Raw genomic sequence first — 19,580 nt, 5'->3', positions numbered from 1 at the left:
AAACGCAGCAAACCGCCTCAAATGAAAACAGCGCCCTAAACCGCTTTTGCTGCTTAGGGCGCTTTATGTCAGCGGAACAGTTGCGGAAGCTGCTGCATGGCGGTATACACGCCCATATACGCCATTAAGACGACGACAAGAGCGCCAAATATGGTGAGCCAAAGCGGATGGCGATAGTCGCCGACAATGTCCCGCCTGTAAGCAGCAACAAGCATGACGCCGAGCGACAGCGGCAGCACAAGGCCATTGAGCGTCCCGGCTACAATCAACGTCTTCACCGGGCGGCCGCGCGTTGGCAATGTCTTGCGCCCTCCGCTCGGACACCGCAATAATGCGCCAAATGTTCGCCTGAGCGCCGATGTCGAGCAAAATGGAAAGCAAAATAACGAACCCGAAGCTCGCCGCCAGTTGGGCCGTAAACACCGTCGTCTGCGTCAAAAATCCGGGGCCGATGGCCGATGTTGCCATCAAAAAGACGGCCCCGATCAACACGCTTAATCAGCTTTCGTTCTTGTGCATGATCTCTCCTCCTACCGCAGCGCCTGAATGGTGATGCCTTCTTGTTGCAATGCTTCATACAGCCGTTTGGCAAACCGGACCGCGTGCTCGTTGTCGCCATGCAGGCAGACGGTGTCGGCCTCAATCGCCACGTCCGTCCCTTGCACAGAGCGGACACGCTGCTCGTCAACCATGCGGAGCACTTGGCGGACCGCCTCGTTTTCATCCGCGATGATGGCACGCGCATCGCTTCTTGGAGTGAGCGAACCATCCGCCTGGTACGTCCGGTCGGCGAACACTTCACTCGCAGTTCGCAAGCCATAAGCGCGGCCCGCGCGGATGAGCTCGCTCCCCGACAAACCATACAATACAAGCGACGGGTCAACATCGCGCACCGCTTTGGCAATCGCCTCGGCCAGCGCCGCGTCTTTCGCCGCCATATTGTACAAGGCGCCGTGCGGCTTCACATGGGTCATCGTCCCGCCTTCCGCCTTGACAAAGGCTGCAAGCGCGCCGATTTGGTAAACAACGTACGCATACACTTCTTCGGGCGAAACCGCCATCGCCCGCCGCCCAAACCCGAGCAGGTCAGGAAAACCCGGATGGGCGCCGATGGCAACGCCATGCCGGATGGCGAGCTGCACCGTCCGCCGCATGACGAGCGGATCACCGGCGTGAAACCCGCAGGCGATGTTAACAGACGTAACGTATGACAATATTTCTTTCTGCCCAAGCTCGTATACACCAAAACTTTCGCCAAAATCGCAATTGAGATCAATGACCGTCATGATTCTTCCCCCCATTGGCGGCGAATGGCGGCAACCCACCGATCCAGCCGCCGCTGTTGTTCGATATAAAGCCGCGCCGCTTCCTCAGGCGCGATCGGTTGAAACTCGATATGGTCACCGGGACGCGCCTGCGCCAACAAAGGCAAATCGACCGCCGCCACTTGGGCGATGCGCGGGTAGCCGCCCGTCGTCTGGCTGTCGGCCATCAACACGATCGGTTGGCCGGATGATGGCACTTGCACGGTGCCGAAGACGACGGTATCCGACACCATCTCCTTCTCGCGGGCGCGGACTAGCGCCGGGCCCGCCAGCCGGCAGCCGATCCGATCGGATTGGGGCGTCACCTCATAACGGGCGGCGAAAAACTCGCGGCGACTTGCCGGCGTAAACTCGTCATATTCCGGACCGGGGACAGCGCGCACCGTTTTCGTTTTTCCGCCGATATACCGGCTGGCCAACCGGGAGAGCCCCCAATGAAGCGGCCTTGAAGGGGAAACGAGGTTGCTTGCCCCGATTTTCAGCACATCCCCACGCCGCAGCGGACGGCCCGATACACCGCCAAGCTGCGCCGGGACGTACGTCGAACGGCTGCCCATCACAGGCGGAACATCAATGCCGCCTGCTACGGCCATATACGCTCTCCATCCCGCCCGGCATGCCCCGATTTCCAATACATCACCCGGCTTGACGGCCGCCGGCTTCCAAAGCGCCAACGGCTGCCCGTTCAGCGCGCATGAGAACTCACCGCCGCATATGGCGATCACCGTTTCGGCGTGAAACCGAATCGTCGGCCCGGCCATCGTCGCCTCGAGCACCGCCTCATCGCCGCAGTTGCCGACAAGCGCATTGGCGAGGCGGTACGCCGACGCGTCCATCGCCCCGCCCACCGGCACCCCGGCATGCCGGTAGCCGAAACGTCCGCTATCTTGAACGGTCGTAAAAAATCCGCCCTCCATGACTTCAATCATGTTCATCTCTCCAACGTGCAAATTCATCGGCGCCAATCGGCCGAAACTCAACAATGTCACCGGCGGAAAGCAAGCTTGGCTCCTTCCGGTGCGGGTCAAATACGCGGAGCGGCGTCCGGCCGATCAGCTGCCAGCCGCCCGGCGTCGCCAGCGGATAGACGCCCGTCTGCCCGCCGGCAATGCCGACCGAACCGGCTGGCACTGCTGTCCGCGGCACCGCCCGCCTCGGTGTGGCCAAACGCGGCGGCAAGCCCCCCAAATACGCAAACCCGGGCGAAAACCCGATCATATAGACGCGGTAGCGGCCGGCCGAATGAAGCTTGACCACCTCATCTTCCGATATCCCGCGAAAGCGGGCGACCTCTGGCAAGTCCGGCCCAAATTCGCCGCCATAGCAGACAGGAATGACAACCGTTCGCGCCAAAGGGCGATCCGTCTGTCCGGGCGACTCGACCTTTTCGCGCAGCCATCGGCATACGTCCGCATAGCCGACTACGAGCGGATCGTAATAAGCGGTAAGCGACGAAAACGCCGGCACAATTTCGTTGACCCCTTCTTTTCGTTCTCCCTTTAGGCGAACCGCTGTCTCATGAACGATATCATTCACGGTTTCATCGATATAGTCGGCAAACCGGACGGTCACCGCATATTCGCATAACGGAAACAGCGTATAGTTCATTTCCATCCCTTTCCTTGAAAGCCAAGTTCACGTGAAATCTCCATCGCCGCCTGCCGAAGCAACGGCACGATGCGCGCCACATCATCCGGCAAAAAGCGCTGTTCCGGACCGGCGACGCTCAGCCCGGCTACGGCCGCGCCTTCATGGTTCAAAATCGGCACGGCCACAGCCGCTGAATAGTTTTCCAACTCGGAATAGCTGACTGTATAGCCCCGTTCCCGGTCTTCTTCCAACTGCCGACGCAACGCCTGCTTGTCCGTTACTGTATTTTTGGCGATTTTGACAAGTTTTGCCCGTTCCAAATAGCGAGCTTGCTCTTTTTCGTCCATAAAGGCCAGCAAAGCGCGTGGGCACGCGCCGGCGTACAGCGGCGCGCGCCGTCCGACTTTCGTATAGACGCGCACCGGCTCGGACGTCTCGACTTTTTCAATATAGAGCGCCTCATCACCGTCACGGATGACGAGATTCACCGCTTCGTTCGTCGCTTCTTTCAGCCGCTCCATCACCGGCAGCGCCACCCGGCGAATATCGAGCCGCTCGGCAACGAGCGACCCAAACGTCAACAATGCCAAACCGAGTTCATAGTGATCGCCTCGCTTTTGCAAAAAGCCAAGCGCGACAAGCGACTGCGCCATCCGGTATACCGATGTTTTCGGCATCCGAAGCCGCTCGACCATCTCCGGCAGCGTCAACCGCTCGCAGTCGAGAAACAAATCAAGCAGCTCTTTTGTTTTTAACACCGTTTTGTTCATCGTCGCTCCTCTGTTCCGAATATCGGAATAATCATTTCAATATATGAACTATATTTGTATTATACAGAAAAATCGAATGATTTTCTACCCTAAATCAAAAGCGCCCGCATCGCGGACGTTTCTTAGCGGATCTTATAGCCGTTTCAAAAACACATAACTCACTTTTTCATACTCCATTTTTTTCTCATAGAATCGATGGGCGTCAATCCGCTGCAGGCCGGATGACAGCGAGACAATCCCATAGCCGTGCTCTTTCGCCCAATCATGCACATGCGACAGCAACATGTTTCCATATCCTTTCGAACGTTCGGCTGATGTCGTGACCAAATCGCAAACCCAAATAAAACGGCCGTTATAGAGCGTGATCATCGGCATAAATCCGACAGCAGCAACCATTTTGTCCCCTTCGTAAAGCGCCGCGAGCTTATACCCTTCTTTTTCTTGCGCTTCCCGCACAAGCGCCACGTATGTTTCCTCATCCAAGTGGGTGCGCAGCTCGCGCATAATCAGAAAGGCGCTTCTCACTTCTTCCTCCGTTTCGAGCCAAACGAATGACGGCATGGCCTCCATCCCCCTTCTTTGATTGATACACCCATTATATCCATGGTTGTCCAAAAATGGAACTCCCGCCTTTCCGTGCGTTGCCGCCATATCGCCCGCCCGCATAAACGACGCTTCGTTTTTCGAAAATAAGTGGGAAACGAAAGGGGGGAGCACAAATGGGGCCACGCGAACAAGGGATGGTGACATGGCGGAAGCTGGCGCTGTTTGGCGCCGGCTGTACGGTCGGAACGGGGTTTTTTCTCGGCTCCGGGCTTGCCATTGAGCGGGGCGGTCCGGCCGTCGCCGCCGCCTTTCTCATCGCGGCGGCCAGCGCCTATATCGTTTTTGAACTTCTCGCCGGCATGACCGCCGCCGACCCGGAAGCCGGATCGTTCCGGTCGTACGCGAAAAAAGCATACGGCCCGTGGGCCGGCTTTAGCAGCGGCTGGGCGTATTGGTGCTCCGAGCTGCTTATTATGGGCAGCCAGCTGATGGCGCTCTCCATTTTTTCCCGTTTTTGGTTTCCAAATGTGCCGCTTTCGTTGTTTGCGGCCGGCTATGCTGTCCTCAGTCTGATGGTCTTGCTTCTTGGCACCGCCCTGCTCAGCCGGCTCGAGCATGTGCTTGGCGCGGTGAAACTTATGGCGATTGCCGGCTTTATCGCGCTCGCTGCGGCGATCGCCGCCGGGTGGGCCGGAAACGGCGACGTCCCGTTCCCGAATCGGGCTCGGGAATGGCTCCCGAACGGGATCGGCGGCTTTTGGAGCGCGCTTGTGTACGCGTTTTACGCATTCGGCGGCCTTGAAGTGCTCGCGCTTATGGCGGTGCGCCTTCGCGACCCGGGTGACGCGCCGAAAGCCGGAAAAACGATGCTCGCGGTGCTGGCAGTTTTGTATGTATCCGCCCTTGGCTTGGCGATGGCGATCGTGCCGCACGCCGCCTTCAGCAGCAAAGAAAGCCCGTTTGTCACCGCCGTCCATTGGCACGGATTGCCCGTATTCCCGCATTTGTTTAACGCTGTATTCATGATCGCGGGATTTTCCACGATGGCCGCTTCGCTGTTTGCTGTGATGACGATGGTGACGGTGCTCGCCAAAGACGGCGACGCCCCGAGACGGTTTGTTGCCAACGATCGGCGCGGCCTTTCCTCGCCGACGTTTCTCCTGACCGCCGCCGGGCTTTTTTTGTCTGTCATCCTGGCGCTTCTCGTGCCGGCGCGCCTGTATGAGTACATCACGACCGCCGCCGGGCTGTTGCTGCTGTACAACTGGCTGTTTATTTTATCGTTCGCTCCGCGCCTATTGCCGCTTGGCCGCCTCGCGCGCTGGAAACGTTGGGCAGCGTTTTTGTTCATCGTGCTTGCGGTGGGCGGAACCGTCGTGGACCGCAGCATCCGGCCCGGCTTTTTCATCAGCCTCGCGCTGGTCGCCGCCATCGCTTTCGCCGCGTTCATCCGCACCCGAAAAACGGTGCAAAATCCGCGCATCCGGCCGCAGACGTAGAAAGCGGCAAGCCGCCCAGGCGCTGACGACCGGCGGCGGTCTCTTACATCCAAAACGTGCGCAGCCCTTGCCAGCCAAAATAGCAGCCAAACCCGATCAACGCCATGCCGGACAATCGCGATACTGCAGCCAAGATGTTGGCGGTGACGTACCGGCGGAAGCTGCCGGCAGCCGCGGCCAGCGCCGCATCCCACAACAAAACGCCGGCCAAAATCGCCGCCGTGCGCCATAACACACGCCCTTCACTGCCGCCGGCAGCCATCTGGGCCAGCACCGAGCCGTATACGCCAAGCCAAAACAAAATCGAAAGCGGGTTGAGCAAGGAAAGGAAAAAGCCGGCCAACCATGACTGAAGCGCCGACTCCGCTTTCCGCCCTTGGCGGACGGTGACCGCCCGGGCATTCCACACGCTTTCCGCGCCGGTATAAAGAAGGACAAAGGCGCCGAACATCCAAAGAAACGTTTGCACGATCTGCTGCTCCACCCAGTCACTGACGCCGAAATAGACAAGCGCAATGTAGACGAGGTCGGCCGTCACCGCGCCGAGGCCGAACAGCCACGCCGGGACAAATCCGCCGCGCATGCCGCGGTCAAGCTGCGCGGCATTGACCGGGCCGATCGGCGCGGCAAGCGATAACCCTAATAAAAGATCGCGGATGATCGTTTCCATTTTCCCCCTCCTTTGTTGTCCACGGTATTGTCAAAAGTTTATCCTCCACACTCACGGTTTTCCCTTGAGTTTCAACGGTCGGAAGAAAAAAAGCTTGCCACCCCCATTGTTTTGGGCCATCATTGAGGTAACCACACACTCAACAGCCAAAACAAAGAAGGAGTGACAAGCTTGTTACCTCAATTATTAGCCTATTTGCTCGAAATAATCAAGACCCAATATCAAATCATTGTGTATTTGATGGGTGTGATCGTGGGAAAATCCTTGAATCTTGATGACTTGGACGAACCCGTCCAAAAACCCTATCGGAAACTCCAGGTCGATGACCTTCCGATCATCGATGTACCGGAAACCCTTGACTACCGGAAGCTGTTGGCGGACTACGAGGCGCAGCACGGCCGTCCTTTGCGGCCCATTCAGCGCCGGACGAAGGCGAAACACCGTGTTCCGGATTCCTTGACCTGCCCTCGCTGCCAAGCGCCATCATCCTATCTGTACGCCAACAATGGCGGGAACGGGCAATACCAATGCAAAGTGTGCCAGTGCCGGTTCAACCACCAAAATCGGTTCACCAAGCAGGCGGTCTTTCGTTGCCCGCACGGCAAAAAGACGCTGGAGAAAATCAAGGAACGCAAAGAATACAACATCTACAAGTGCAAGAACAACGACTGCCCGTTTTACCAGGCCAACCTTCGCCGGATGACGAAGAAGGAGCGCCAACAGTTTCAACAGGATCCTCAAGCCTTCAAGGTGCGGTATTTGTTTCGAGAGTTCTTGTTTGACTTTCTCCCGGTGGCTCCATCATCGCCCGTCAAGCCGAAAGTCGATTTGTCCCGGCTGGCTGCGTCGTCGCACGTGTTGGGGCTCGTGTTGACGTACTACGTGAACTATGGGATGTCCTCCAGACAGACAGCCGGAATCATGAAGGATGTGCATGGCGTGTCGATCTCCCATCAGACAGTGCTCAACTACGCCAATAGCGTCGCGCTTTGGATCAAGCCCTTTGTCGACCGGTTCCCGTACGAGCTGTCCGGCTCGTTTTGTGGGGACGAGACGTATATTCGCGTCAAAGGGCGCTGGCATTACCTGTTCTTTATGTTTGACGCCGTCAAAAAGATCGTGCTGTCGTATCGCGTCTCGCCCAACCGGGACACGCTCTCGGCCATCAAGGCCTGTGATGACGTCCTGCGAAAACTGCCGTCCATCCCGGACGACTTGTCGTTCGTCGTCGACGGCAATCCCATTTACCTGCTGGCGCAGCACTTCTTTGCCCAGCACGGGATTTCGTTTGACATCCGCCAGGTAATCGGGCTGACCAATGAGGATCCGGTGTCCGAGGAGTTCCGTCCGCTCAAACAAATCATCGAGCGATTCAACCGGACGTTTAAAGGCAACTATCGGCCGACTCATGGGTTCGGTGCGGAAGAAGGCTCGGTCTCCTTTGTCACGCTGTTTGTGGCGTATTTCAACTTCCTGCGCCCGCATGGCGCGCTCGAAGGCCGGGTTCCCGTCGTCATCCCGAAGCTCGCCGATCTGCCCCATATGCCAGCCCGGTGGACGAAGCTGATCGCCATGGCTCAAGATTTCCTCCAACAAGAGGCGGCCTGACTTTTTTGTCCTCCGGAGCCCGTTGAACAGAACTCCTGCCGGATTCGGCGAAGCGAACCCTTGACCAACCGAACACCGCCAAAGGTAAAATTCGGTCATGGCAAGGGCGGCTTTCCTATGCCCTCTTTTTTGTCCCCGTCGCCCTTGACGACTCTTCCGCACCTTTGGCGGGTGTTGGTCAAGGGCGAATCCGGCTCCCAGGATGCCTCACGATGCTCCATGGGATGGCCTGTGTGGAGTTTTCATAGAACTTTTGACGCTACCTTGTCCACTACATTGTATTCGCCGGTTTAGGACCATACAACTCGTTTTCCGCGGCAACGAGAATATCCGGCCTTTCGAACACACACGTTATACATACACAACGGTGGAAAGGGGGACAAAGGTGAAACCCGATTTCATCCACGACGCCATACGTGCGGTCGAAGAAGCACGCATCGCCGTCGAAGAAGCGCAGGCCGGCAATGGCGCACCGGATTTGCAGCGGGCGAACCAGCGGCTGCAGCTGGCGAGCCAGCGGCTCTCCGCCGCCCGCCAACAAGCGGAACAAACGGGCCGGGCGATGCCGTCCGAACTCGAGCGGGCCGAAGCGATGCTCCGCCGCCTGTATGAAACGGAGCAGTCGCTTCGCTTGTAGCGCCATGACTTTTGCTGTTGCGCGAACCGACCGAAAACAATGCAGCATCCCCGAGGCAACGAAGCTGTTCGCTTTTGCCTATGATGCAAAAAGGAAGCGCCTCCTCTCGCGCTTCCTTTTCGATCGGTTCTCCAGCCAACGGTTCGTACACCTAACTTCCCCGCTCCATTATGCCCCAACGGCGTTAAAGCCGGCCAACACCGCCGGCAACGCATCAATGACATCAGAAGCGAGGACGTCCCACACCGAATGGCCGTTTTGCACGAGCCAATCGGCCGCCTGGCCGTGGACGAACACAGCGTTGCTCACCGCCGGCTGCACCGCTTCATGCTGCAGCAAAAATGCCGCAATCATGCCGGACAACACGTCGCCGCTCCCGCCTTTCGCCAAGGCCGGATTGCCGGTCGCGTTCACATATTGCGCCCCGTCCGGCGCCGTCACGATCGTGTACGGCCCTTTCAAGACGACATATACGCCGTATTCCATCGCCAACCGCTTCGACACGCCAAACCGGTCGCGTTCCACCTCGCTGACCGGGCGGCGAAGGAGGCGCGCCATTTCCCCCGGATGCGGTGTGATCACAGTCGGCGCGCTCCGCCCGCGCACGAACTCGGCATAATCGCCCCAGAAAAACAAGGCATCGGCGTCGATGACAAGCGGCACCGGCTGGCGCACAAGCTCATTGACCAAGCGGCGAACCCCTTCCGTCCGGCCCATCCCTGGGCCGACAGCGATCGCATCGATCTCAAGGCCGTCCCAATCGGCCGCGCCGGCAAACGCGCCGCCCTCGGCCGGCCATGGCCTACACATCGCTTCCGGCACGCGGTTGGCGACCGCCTCATACACCGTTTCCGGAACAGCCATCGTCACCAGCCCCGCCCCGCTGCGAAGCGCTGCCTTCGCAGCGAGCGTCACCGCGCCGGTCATCGCCTTGGATCCGCCGACGACAAGCAGCTTGCCGTACGTTCCTTTATGCGACGCCCGCTGGCGCTTCGGCATCGTCCCTATGACATCGCGCATTTCCCATACAAACCGGGCGGCCGCCTTCGCCTGCACCGCCGCCGGCGGAATGCCGATCTCCACGACGGTGAGCTCTCCGTAATAATCGGCCGCCGGGAACGTGTACGCCCCGAGCTTCGGACAGTGCACCGTCAGCGTCACATCGGCGCGGACCGCCGTGCCGGCTTCCCCTCCGTCTGCCGGCACCCCACTCGGCACGTCGATCGCATAGACAACCGCCGACGAACGGTTCACTTGCTCGATGATTTCTTTATATGGCGGACGCACGTCCCCCTTGACGCCAATGCCAAGCAGGGCGTCGATGATGACATCATAATGCGGCAAAAGCGCCGCCAACTCCCGCTCTTTTCCTTCGTAGGCGACCCACGAATAACCGGATCGCTCGTACACCTGAAGTGCCGTGCGCGCCGCCCCTTTCACCTTTTCCATTGGCGGAACGAGCCATAAATCTGCTTCATAACCGTAACTTTTCAACATGCGGGCGATGACAATCCCATCCCCGCCGTTGTTGCCCGTGCCGGCGAGCACCGCCACCTTGGCGGCGCGCGGAATCCGCTCCTTCAGCACCCGAAACAGCGCCTGCCCGGCGTTTTCCATCAGCGAGTCGGCGCTAATGCCGATCCGTTCCTCCACTTCCCGGTCAATGGCGTACATTTCCTCGGCCGTTACGATCGGAATCATATGCGTTGCCCCTTTCCTATTGTTTCTTCCTACAGGCATTGTACAATTTTTCCAAACGAAAGACGAGCAAAACGATTTCTCTAGAAACACAACAGTGGAAACGCTTCCTCAAACATTGCTCCAAAAAATATATGTTGACAACAAACGGCCGCCGCATTATGATGAATCTTGTAAAAATTGCATACAGCAAACCGCTTATCGAGAGTGACCGAGGGAACAGGCCCGATGACGTCCGGCAACCTCCCCTTGAGGGAACGGTGCCAATTCCTGCAGAATGGCTTTCATTCTGAAAGATAAGTCGGCAGTTTACATACCGATGCCTCTTTCTGAATGAAAGGGGCATTTTTGTTTGTCAAAAAGCCGCAACCGGCAGGCGGGGGGGAAGAACAAACATGATCGAGATCAAAAACGTGACGAAAATTTACTCGATGAAAAGAAAACAAGTTGTCGCAGTCGATAACGTGTCGCTTACGATTCGCGATGGCGAAATTTTTGGCATTATCGGCTACAGCGGCGCCGGAAAAAGCACGCTGTTGCGCTGCCTAAATGCGTTGGAACGGCCGACATCCGGACGGGTTCTCATCGACGGCACCGATATCACGGCGCTCGACAGTCGGGAATTGCGGCAGGCGCGCCAGAAAATCGGCATGATTTTCCAACACTTTTCATTAGTCAGCTCGAAAACAGTGTTTGAAAACGTCGCTTTTGCCTTAAAGGCGGCAAAAAAACCGAAGGCAGAAATTGAAAAGCGGGTGAATGAATTGCTCGATATGGTCGGTCTGGCGGATAAGCGGGACGCTTACCCGGCACAGCTGAGCGGCGGGCAAAAACAGCGCGTCGGCATCGCCCGGGCGCTTGCCAACAATCCGACCGTCCTCTTGTGCGATGAGGCGACATCAGCACTTGATCCGAGCACCACGAAGTCCATCTTGGAACTGTTGAAAAAAATTAACCGCGAGCTCGGCATTACGATCGTCTTGATCACCCACGAAATGGAAGTGGTCAAACATATATGCGACCGCGTTGCCGTCATGCAAAACGGCAACGTAATTGAACTCGGTACCGTTTACGACCTGTTTACCAATCCGAAAGAGGAATTGACAAAATCGTTTATCCATAGCGTCTTGCATGTTGACTTGCCTGAGCATTTATGGAAAAAGCATACGGGAACGATTGTGAAAATCCAGTTTCAAGGGGAGAGCGCAACGGAAACGATCGTTTCCGATATGTTGCAACAGTGTAAAGTAAAAGGAAATATTTTGCATGCCAAAATTGAGTACATTCAAGACAAACCGCTTGGCATTTTTGTGATGGAACTGATCGGGGAAGCGGACGAAATCAAACGGGCGATGGATTATATCGCCAAACGGACGAACGGATTGGAGGTGATTGCTTATGCTGCTTGATACATTGGCAGGCTTGCTTCCGGAGCTGAATAAGGCGTTTTTTGAAACCATTTATATGGTCGCCATTTCCTTGTTCGTCGCGATCATTGTCGGGCTGCCGCTCGGCGTTTTGCTCTTTGTCACCGACCGCGGCTTATTTTTGGAACATGCCGTTTTGAAATCCGTTCTCGGCTTTCTCGTCAACATGGTTCGGTCGATTCCATTTATCATTTTGCTTGTCGGCCTCTTGCCGCTCACAAAGCTGATCACCGGAACAACGATCGGGCCGACAGCCGCCTCCGTGTCGTTGTCAGTAGCCGCCATTCCGTTTTTTGCCCGGATCGTGGAAACTTCGCTGCGCGAAATTGAAAAAGGAGTCATTGAGGCAGCGGTGGCGGTTGGCGCCACACCGTGGATGATCATTAAAGATGTGCTGCTCCCTGAAGCCCGGCCGGGCATTGTGCAAGGAATTACGATTACAACGATCAGTTTGGTCGGCTATTCGGCGATGGCCGGGATCGTCGGCGGCGGTGGCGTCGGTGATTTAGCCATTCGCTTTGGCTACTACCGCTATGACAATACCGTCATGATCACCACCATTGTCATTTTAATCTGTCTTGTTCAAATCATTCAGTTTGCCGGCGACCGCATCGCCCGTCTTGTTGACAAGCGATAGGCCGCTTGCCATAAAACTCACTCGCATAAGGGGGCTTCATAATGAAAAAATGGTTGACAGTACTCGCATTGCTTCTTGTATTCGGCGCTCTTGCCGCCTGCGGCAACAGCAACTCCACCTCAAGCGGCGCCGACTCGAAAGAGAAAAAAGAATTGACGATCGGGGCGACGTCCGGTCCGTACAGCGACATGGTCAACAAAGCCATCAAACCGCTTTTGGAGAAAAAAGGATACAAAGTCAAAGTCGTTGAGTTCAGCGATTACATTCAACCGAACTTGGCTTTAGCCAACGGCGATTTGGATGCGAATTTATTCCAACATAAAATTTATATGGAAAACTTCGCAAAAGAACACAACTTAGATCTTTCAGAGGTCATCGTTGTGCCGACCGCCCCGATGGGCATTTACTCGAACAAATTCAAATCGCTTGATGACGTGGCGGACGGGAGCGAAATCGCCATCCCGAACGACCCGACCAACTTGGCGCGGGCGTTGCTAATTTTGCAAGACCATGGCTTAATTCAGCTTGATCCGTCAGCAAACCCGCTCACTGTGTCAGAAAAAGATGTCAAGGAAAATGTGAAACATCTCCAATTCAAGCCAATTGAAGCCGGCCAGCTGCCGCGCACAGTCGAAGGCGTGGATTTGGCCGCCGTCCCTGGCAACTTCGCCTTAGCGGCGAAAATGGATTTAACTAGTGCCTTAGCGTTGGAAAACATGCCGGATGACTACCGGAATCGCATTGTTGTCAACACAAAAGATTTGAACGAACCGTTCGTTAAAGACATTAAAGAAGCGGTCGAATCAAAAGAATTTGAGGCCGTTATCGACAAAGAGTTTCAAGGCTTCGGCAAGCCAAAATGGATGCTCGAACGACAAAACTAACCAACATCTGCCGCCTTGCGGGCGGCGGATGTTTCTTTTTGTAGACGATCAATCGGAAAAAGCAGTATAGTAGAAAGCAGAAATGTTCAGTCCCCGTTCATTCGAAAAAAAGAGGCGACCGACCTTGACATACATCGAAAAAGGAAGCAGCATATATCTGAAAGCAAGCATATCGCTCTTTTTCGGCGGGTTTGTGATGCTGTACAATTACATCGGCTTTTTGCTGAGCGAGCCGCCGTATTCATTCCGCCAGTCCGTGCTCGGCTTTTTGTTTATCGTTTGTAAGGACAGTCAACGCCTCGTATACATTATCAAGCAGCTGATCATCAATATAGGCTCATTTTCCTTCCCACCGGAGCGCGATGAGTTTCGCCGCCACCCCCATCCCTTCGTAAAATCGGCACCGAGTCTCATCCGCACTTTGCTCAGCCATAGCCATCAATTCATCGGCAAAATGCTCAAGCGCCCGAGGTGTGCAATCATCAAGCCACCGTGTTGTTCCGTTTGCCCTCCCCATTTCCCCTCCCTCGTTTCGTTCCCTTTTCAATACGACAAACGGGCGTATTTTCCTTCTTCACCATGGCCATTCATCAAGAAAGCGAGATCGCAGCTCAGGAGGCGGCAGCCGGCAATGACTACGCTTTCGGATCAGGCGATGGCGGCGTTTCGCAATCTGGTGATACACGCCGTCGCGCAGCGGCCGGGGAATGAGAAATCCGGCCGCTGCCAACCAGCTCCACGGCCGCGAAAGGCGGCGGCCGATGCGCAAGATGGCATCCGATTTCACATAGGAGCGGCCGTTCGCAACAAGGATGACGCTATCCCCTCCCGCCGCGCCTTGTGCCGCCAATATCGCCTGGCCAACGGCGCTCTGTTGTGCGGCAAAGCGAAACACCGCCTTTCGATCGCGGGCGGCGATCCAATAGACACTCGCATGGCAAAACAAACAGTCGCCGTCAAACAAGATGACCGGGTGCATCCTACCCCCCCATTCATCGGCTGTGAACCGGCTCGATGCAAGCGCTCACATCATGTTTCGGCGAGTTGACGAGCGCCGAAACTTCGTACACCTGCATTTGCTCTTCCGGATACGGCCGAAGCAATGATTTCAAATACTCGCTGTCGTCCAAACGCGGATCCAGCCAGTCTTCATGCCGTTCAGGCGGCAACATGACCGGCATCCGGTCATGAATCGGGGCAACGATCCCGTTTGCCCTCGTCGTGATGATCGTGCACGTCTCAAGCGGCCCGCTCGCTCCCTCCCAGCGCTCCCACAATCCCGCGAACGCAAACGGTTCGCCTGTTTTGAGCGTAAACCGGTACGGCACTTTTTTCGCCCCGTCCTTCTTCCATTCATAAAACCCGTCAGCTAAAATGAGGCAACGCCGCCGTTTGAACGCATGGCGGAAACTCGCCTTTTCATCGACCGTTTCCGCCCGGGCGTTAATCATTTTCGCCCCGATGCGGTCATCTTTCGCCCAAAACGGCACAAGCCCCCAACGCATCATTTTGCCGATTCTCTCTTCCCCTTCGGCGACAACGGTCAGCACCTCCTGACTCGGAGCGATGTTGAACCGGGGCGCCAGCGAACCTTGATAGCGGAAATGAAAGCGCGCCTGCAACATTTCCAAATCAACGGTTAACGTAAAGCGGCCGCACATGTTCTTTCCTCCTCTGCTGATTGATGTAAACAAATTAGCATTTTTAAGGTTCTTCCAGTATAATACAAAAAACGGCCACGAGCGAATCGGCCGCTTATGAAGAACCTTTTGCCAATGCATCCAAAAACGCCAACATCCGCTTGGCGTATTCTTCGCCATACAGCGAAAAGCTTTTCACGTGATCCGCCCTTTCCGTCAGCCATAATTGAAAGACGTCCGGGTGGGTTTCGTACAACTTCACGCTTTCGCTGTATGGAATGGAGTGGTCATCTTTGCTGTGGATGAACAAAATCGGCCTCGGCGCGACACGATCGACGGCATGAATGGGCGAAGACACGCCCAAATCCAAATCGGCCAGCGCCGGAATGATCGCCAAAATGAGGTACGTAAACGGCACGTTCGGCAAATGCGTCCACACCGGCATGTTGGCGCGCAAATACGATTCAAGGTCGCTAAACGGGCTGTCGGCGATCACTCCGCGCACATCATGGTCCTCCGCCGCCGCCAAGATCGCTGTCGCCGCTCCCATGGAAACGCCGTATAAAGCAATCGGTTCGCGGTAATGCTCTTTCACGTAATCGATGACGCCAAGCAGATCGTCTTTCTCTTTGACGCCGATCGTAATCATATCGCCTTCCGACTCGCCGCTAGCGCGAAAATCAAACAAGACGACGCGGTACCCTTCGTCAACGAGCCGCTTGGCGAGCGGCAAAAACGGCACATTTTCTTGAACACGGTTGTTGCCGTATCCGTGGGCAAAAATGACCGTCATCTTCGCCGCTCCTTTAGGCGGAATGATCCAGCCTTTAAGCGCCGTTTTTCCATCTTTGCTTGCAAACGTCGCACGTTCATACGCCATGCCGTAGTCTTGCGGCGTTGCCGTAATCGGCGCGCGCGGTTTATGGGTCAGTTGCCAACCGACGTAAACAGACAGCCCGATGCAAGCCAATGCGCCGAGTAAGACAATCGCAATGGACAACGGAATCCATATGCGGCCGACGGCCAAACGCCGCTTGCGATCTAATTCCATCGCCCCTCCCCTTTCATTCTTTAAGACATCGCGATCCCGGTTGATCGTCTGTTTTTTACTTATTCAAGCCAATGACGCAATTGTTCAACATATTCCCCCGTCCCGGTTACAATCAGACGGTCGCCGATTTGCAACGTCGTATCTCCGTGCGGCACAATTGATTCGTTGTCGCGGAAAATGCGGACGATAATACAATCACCCATAAACGGGAACTGACGGAGCATCATCCCGTCATAATCCGGATTGTTCATCGCAATTTCGTGCAGCGCCGTGTCTGTATTCATCATCATCCGCGCCACCCGCGGCGATTCGATCGATGCCCGCAGCATCGAAATGGACGAACGCAACACGGACAGCACTTCAATGTCGGCCCCATTTAACCGCTCAACTTGTTGCGGACTTTCCGCCAGCGCCAAAATCCGCTTCACTCCTTGTTCTTTCGCCGCCAAGGCGACATCCGCATTCACACGTTCGTCTCCAGTCCAAGCCACAGCAATATCGACCGCAAAGGCGCCGCGCTCTTCCAGCGTCTCTTTTGTGTAATCGGGAATATCGACAATCGGAAACACAGCATCCGCCCCAGATCGCTCGATATTGTCCCGCTGGATATGAAACAGTTTCACATCGTAGCGATCCCTATCAAGCTCCCGCGCCGCCCCCAATGTAAATTGATTGGCACCGATGAGCGCCACCGCCATCTTCCGCTCATCGTGCGGCCGGACAAACAGCTTTTTAAACAAAACCGGGGCGATAACGCTTGAAAGCACCGCCACTAAAATGAGCGCCCCTTCCATCGTCTCATCAATAATCCCGATTCGTCTGGCAATGGCCGCTGCGGCGATGACAAGCGACAGCGTCGACACAAGCAAAAATGAAGCAGCCAATGTCGTTTTCGTATCATACCAAATGCGGAGCAGGAAAACAGGAATGACTTTCGATACAATCAACGCCAAAAAGAGAAGCGGAATCATCGCCAAAACCGTCGGCTCGGTCACAAGCGAACGCAAGTTTAAATCAACGCCAACCATAACGAAGAAAATCGGAATAAGAAATCCGTAACCAAACGAGTCAAGTTGACGGCGCAGTTCTTTATTAGGGGATAGCAACGAAACGAGCACCCCTGCCAAAAAGGCCCCTAAAATGTTTTCAGCCCCGAACGTTTCCGATAAGGCGACAAGCACGATCATCAAGGTAAACACAGCCCGAGTGCCGATTTGCACTGTCCCTTTCGCCATCGTCTCGACGAACGAACGTTTTTTGAAATGTTTTCCGATAAAGTAAAACACCACACCACAAGCGAACAAACCGAGCAGCAACCATATGCTTCCGTGCCCCGGCTCATAAATTGAAACGAACACAGCCAATAAAATCATCGTCACCAAATCAGCAATAACCGCCACAAGCAAAATCGTCTGTCCGATCGTTGTATCCATTAAATGGCCATCTTTTAACGTTGGCACGACAACGCCAAGGGAAATGGTTGAAATGATGAGCGTCATGAGAAACGCGTTGTCCGTGTAGCCAAAAACAACAAACAAATAGGAAAGACCGTAAGACAAAGCAAAAATGGCGATAAAAATCAGCGGAGCCACGACAAACGGATTTGGCTCCTTTTTTCGTTTGTGTTCCACCTTCGGGCGATTGGCAAACATCGAAAAATCGATTTCAAGACCGCTTAAAAACATTAAAAATAAAAATCCTAGCGTCGACAGCGTCTCAATCCACATATCCGCTTGCACAAGATCAAATCCTGTCTTGCCGATCACAATACCGGCGATAATTTCCGCCACCACAACCGGGATGAATTGCAGCCGGAGCCGGTTTAACAAAATCGGCGTTAAAAACGCGACTACAACGATAATCAATAACGAAGTGATGGATGACTGTTCGGCCATACCCTTCCCCTTTCCGCAAAACCGTTTCTGAAAGACCGGTAAACATCACTGTTTTCTCCAATCAATAGTTTTCTGCAGAAACGAAGTCGTGATTTGCAATATTCACCATATTTGGACATTATCTGTTCCGTTCATTCACCGGTCTTCTAGAGTCTCCATCTTAACGGATTTTGCCCTAGAGTGCAACCGAGCCGCTCTGAAGCCCGGCTTGGCGCATCTTCAACCGTCATCCATGTTTCGTTGTTCGCTTATTGGCGTTCGAGCGAAGACAACGTCCTACCGATGATCATCTCAAAATAACGCACCGCTGCCATCCGTTCATCAACGAGCCCGCGCTCCCATACATGACGCAAAAACAGCTCGGCGATCCACTTGTTCCGCTCGTTTTCTTGCCCGCGCTCCAGGGCGGTGACGCTCAAATACAGATCACACATTCGGTTGGCGACGGTTTTCGCATGGAACGTCTGCACGTCTTCCGGTTGGCCGCCAAGACGGGCGAGCGCCGACGCCAACTCCTTCAGCCCTTCTTCAACCGGGCGGGCAAGCGACTTAACCTCAGCCGTTAGACGCTCAAGCCGCTCCTTCATCGCAGCGATGAACCGTTCGTGAATGCGGTATTTGCGCATGAGCCGCAATACCTCAAGGGCTAAAATGTTGGCCGTCCCTTCCCAGACGGTCAGCACTTGCGCGTCGCGGAGCAGGCGCGGGGTGACGAAATCTTCGATATACCCGTTGCCGCCGTGCAGTTCAATCGCCTCATGGCTGAAGGCGATCGCTTCGTCGGCGGTGCGCATTTTCAGCAAGGCGATCAAAAGCCTAAGCCACGCTTTCTCCGCCTCGCCCGTTTCATATGGCGCGGCCATGACGCGGTCAAACAAAGCAACCATGTCAAAGCAGGCGCTCGTTTCCACTTCCTGCCTCGCTGTCAAATTGGCGAGCGTCCCGCGCACCATCGGATATTCCGTCAAGACATGGCCAAAGGCGGTGCGCCGCTCGGCGTATTGTTTCGCTTCCTCAAGCGCCCGCTTCATGATGCCGACCGAAGCGACCGCATTGCAGACGCGCGACAAATTGAGCGCTTCCATCATATAATAGAAGCCTTTGGCCGGATCGCCGACGACATACGCCTCGGCCCCGTCAAACACGACTTCAGCCGACGGCACGGCGCGCACGCCCAGCTTATCTTTTAAGCGGCGGATCGCGATGCCGTTTAACGTCCCGTCCTCACGGCGCCATGGGACGAGAAACAGGCTCAGCCCCTTCGTTCCCGGCCCGCTTCCGTCGATGCGCGCCAACACGAGCGCCACGCCGCAGCGGCCGGCGTTGCTGGCAAAATATTTTTCCCCGTATAACTTATAATGATCGCCGCACGGCACAGCGCGCACTACATTGGCGCCGACGTCCGACCCGCCTTGGCGCTCGGTTAAAAACGTCGCCCCTTCGTACAATTCGACCTCTCCGGTGGAAATGACATGGGGCAAGTACCGCGCTTTTAACATCTTTCCGAAAGAAGTCTCCCACTTCTAAACGAAGTGAAAGTGGGAGATGAATTTCGGTTAGGTATAGCCTAAAGTTGTCTCTTTTTCTGTGAAAATCCATAAAACCCGGTCAACTCTGTATATCCTGTGATCAGTTTGGATACACTACAAATGGCCAAAAAAGACAACAGGAAAGCAGAGGTGCCTTATTTTTAGGCATCTCGT

Annotated in this window: 18 protein-coding genes, 3 pseudogenes and 1 riboswitch; of the genes and pseudogenes, 6 read left to right on the top strand and 15 right to left on the bottom strand. The window is 55.4% G+C overall.

Translation table 11 applies throughout. The annotated features are described in order from the left end of the window. Positions 1–68: 68 nt before the first annotated feature. The 7 genes and pseudogenes from M493_RS19095 to M493_RS07215 form a co-directional block, all read right to left on the bottom strand. A complete protein-coding gene (locus M493_RS19095; RefSeq protein WP_020959649.1) occupies positions 69–299 on the bottom strand; it encodes a hypothetical protein in 231 nt (76 codons plus the stop codon). Continuing rightward, positions 277–468: pseudogene (locus M493_RS19090) on the bottom strand (hypothetical protein); the annotation flags it as partial. The gene M493_RS19095 and the pseudogene M493_RS19090, both read right to left, overlap by 23 nt. A gap of 62 nt (positions 469–530) precedes the next feature. Next, positions 531–1,286, bottom strand: a complete 756-nt coding sequence (locus tag M493_RS07235) for a 5-oxoprolinase subunit PxpA (RefSeq protein ID WP_020959648.1) — start codon at positions 1,284–1,286, stop codon at positions 531–533. Then, on the bottom strand, positions 1,283–2,254 hold the full coding sequence (locus M493_RS07230) for a biotin-dependent carboxyltransferase family protein (protein ID WP_020959647.1): 972 nt from the start codon (positions 2,252–2,254) through the stop codon (positions 1,283–1,285). The genes M493_RS07235 and M493_RS07230 overlap by 4 nt, the downstream gene beginning before the upstream one ends. Continuing rightward, positions 2,247–2,939 (bottom strand): 5-oxoprolinase subunit PxpB, encoded by a 693-nt coding sequence (gene pxpB / locus M493_RS07225; protein ID WP_200865276.1) that lies wholly within the window; start codon positions 2,937–2,939, stop codon positions 2,247–2,249. Before pxpB ends, M493_RS07230 begins: the two co-directional genes overlap by 8 nt. Beyond that, positions 2,930–3,685 carry an IclR family transcriptional regulator gene (locus M493_RS07220; protein ID WP_020959645.1) on the bottom strand — a complete coding sequence of 252 codons (756 nt, stop codon included), beginning with the start codon at positions 3,683–3,685 and terminating at the stop codon, positions 2,930–2,932. Before M493_RS07220 ends, pxpB begins: the two co-directional genes overlap by 10 nt. 132 nt (positions 3,686–3,817) lie before the next feature. Next, complete coding sequence (locus M493_RS07215) at positions 3,818–4,246, bottom strand: GNAT family N-acetyltransferase (protein ID WP_020959644.1); 429 nt, start codon at positions 4,244–4,246, stop codon at positions 3,818–3,820. Positions 4,247–4,404: 158 nt separating this feature from the next. On the opposite strand from M493_RS07215, the gene M493_RS07210 reads away from it, so the two are divergent. Further along, positions 4,405–5,730 (top strand): amino acid permease, encoded by a 1,326-nt coding sequence (locus M493_RS07210; protein WP_020959643.1) that lies wholly within the window; start codon positions 4,405–4,407, stop codon positions 5,728–5,730. A 43-nt stretch (positions 5,731–5,773) separates the two neighbouring features. Here the strand turns inward: M493_RS07210 and M493_RS07205 are convergent, their stop codons facing one another. Beyond that, positions 5,774–6,400: a LysE family translocator gene (locus M493_RS07205; RefSeq protein WP_020959642.1), complete on the bottom strand. Its 627-nt coding sequence runs from the start codon at positions 6,398–6,400 to the stop codon at positions 5,774–5,776. Positions 6,401–6,571: 171 nt separating this feature from the next. On the opposite strand from M493_RS07205, the gene M493_RS07200 reads away from it, so the two are divergent. Both M493_RS07200 and M493_RS07195 read left to right on the top strand, forming a co-directional pair. Then, positions 6,572–8,008 carry a DDE-type integrase/transposase/recombinase gene (locus M493_RS07200; RefSeq protein ID WP_020959641.1) on the top strand — a complete coding sequence of 479 codons (1,437 nt, stop codon included), beginning with the start codon at positions 6,572–6,574 and terminating at the stop codon, positions 8,006–8,008. Between the two features lie 385 nt (positions 8,009–8,393). Continuing rightward, positions 8,394–8,645 (top strand): hypothetical protein, encoded by a 252-nt coding sequence (locus tag M493_RS07195; protein WP_020959640.1) that lies wholly within the window; start codon positions 8,394–8,396, stop codon positions 8,643–8,645. 168 nt (positions 8,646–8,813) lie between these two features. On the opposite strand, the gene M493_RS07190 is transcribed toward M493_RS07195, so the two are convergent. Next, positions 8,814–10,346 carry a bifunctional ADP-dependent NAD(P)H-hydrate dehydratase/NAD(P)H-hydrate epimerase gene (locus M493_RS07190; protein ID WP_020959639.1) on the bottom strand — a complete coding sequence of 511 codons (1,533 nt, stop codon included), beginning with the start codon at positions 10,344–10,346 and terminating at the stop codon, positions 8,814–8,816. A gap of 192 nt (positions 10,347–10,538) precedes the next feature. Further along, positions 10,539–10,646: riboswitch (SAM riboswitch) on the top strand. A gap of 92 nt (positions 10,647–10,738) precedes the next feature. Here M493_RS07190 and M493_RS07185 point away from each other — a divergent pair. From M493_RS07185 to M493_RS07175, 3 genes are read left to right on the top strand one after another with little or no spacing between them, the layout of a single operon-like run. Beyond that, positions 10,739–11,752, top strand: a complete 1,014-nt coding sequence (locus tag M493_RS07185; protein ID WP_020959638.1) for a methionine ABC transporter ATP-binding protein — start codon at positions 10,739–10,741, stop codon at positions 11,750–11,752. Beyond that, on the top strand, positions 11,742–12,407 hold the full coding sequence (locus M493_RS07180; RefSeq protein ID WP_020959637.1) for a methionine ABC transporter permease: 666 nt from the start codon (positions 11,742–11,744) through the stop codon (positions 12,405–12,407). The genes M493_RS07185 and M493_RS07180 overlap by 11 nt, the downstream gene beginning before the upstream one ends. A gap of 41 nt (positions 12,408–12,448) precedes the next feature. Then, positions 12,449–13,291 (top strand): MetQ/NlpA family ABC transporter substrate-binding protein, encoded by an 843-nt coding sequence (locus M493_RS07175; protein ID WP_020959636.1) that lies wholly within the window; start codon positions 12,449–12,451, stop codon positions 13,289–13,291. Between the two features lie 271 nt (positions 13,292–13,562). Here the strand turns inward: M493_RS07175 and M493_RS07170 are convergent. The 6 genes and pseudogenes from M493_RS07170 to M493_RS07145 form a co-directional block, all read right to left on the bottom strand. After that, positions 13,563–13,808: pseudogene (locus M493_RS07170) on the bottom strand (hypothetical protein); the annotation flags it as partial. Between the two features lie 57 nt (positions 13,809–13,865). Next, positions 13,866–14,270 carry a thiol-disulfide oxidoreductase DCC family protein gene (locus tag M493_RS07165; protein ID WP_020959634.1) on the bottom strand — a complete coding sequence of 135 codons (405 nt, stop codon included), beginning with the start codon at positions 14,268–14,270 and terminating at the stop codon, positions 13,866–13,868. Positions 14,271–14,283: 13 nt separating this feature from the next. Beyond that, positions 14,284–14,952: an SOS response-associated peptidase gene (locus tag M493_RS07160; RefSeq protein WP_020959633.1), complete on the bottom strand. Its 669-nt coding sequence runs from the start codon at positions 14,950–14,952 to the stop codon at positions 14,284–14,286. Positions 14,953–15,046: 94 nt separating this feature from the next. Then, on the bottom strand, positions 15,047–15,982 hold the full coding sequence (locus tag M493_RS07155; protein ID WP_020959632.1) for an alpha/beta hydrolase: 936 nt from the start codon (positions 15,980–15,982) through the stop codon (positions 15,047–15,049). A 59-nt stretch (positions 15,983–16,041) separates the two neighbouring features. Further along, positions 16,042–17,877 carry a monovalent cation:proton antiporter family protein gene (locus M493_RS07150; RefSeq protein WP_020959631.1) on the bottom strand — a complete coding sequence of 612 codons (1,836 nt, stop codon included), beginning with the start codon at positions 17,875–17,877 and terminating at the stop codon, positions 16,042–16,044. 248 nt (positions 17,878–18,125) lie between these two features. Beyond that, positions 18,126–19,373 (bottom strand): annotated as a pseudogene (locus M493_RS07145) (acyl-CoA dehydrogenase family protein); the annotation flags it as partial. Positions 19,374–19,580: the final 207 nt, after the last annotated feature.

This window comes from Geobacillus genomosp. 3 (assembly GCF_000445995.2).
In the GTDB taxonomy this organism is placed as follows: Bacteria; Bacillota; Bacilli; order Bacillales; family Anoxybacillaceae; genus Geobacillus.
This window is presented reverse-complemented; position numbering and strand designations above follow the sequence as displayed.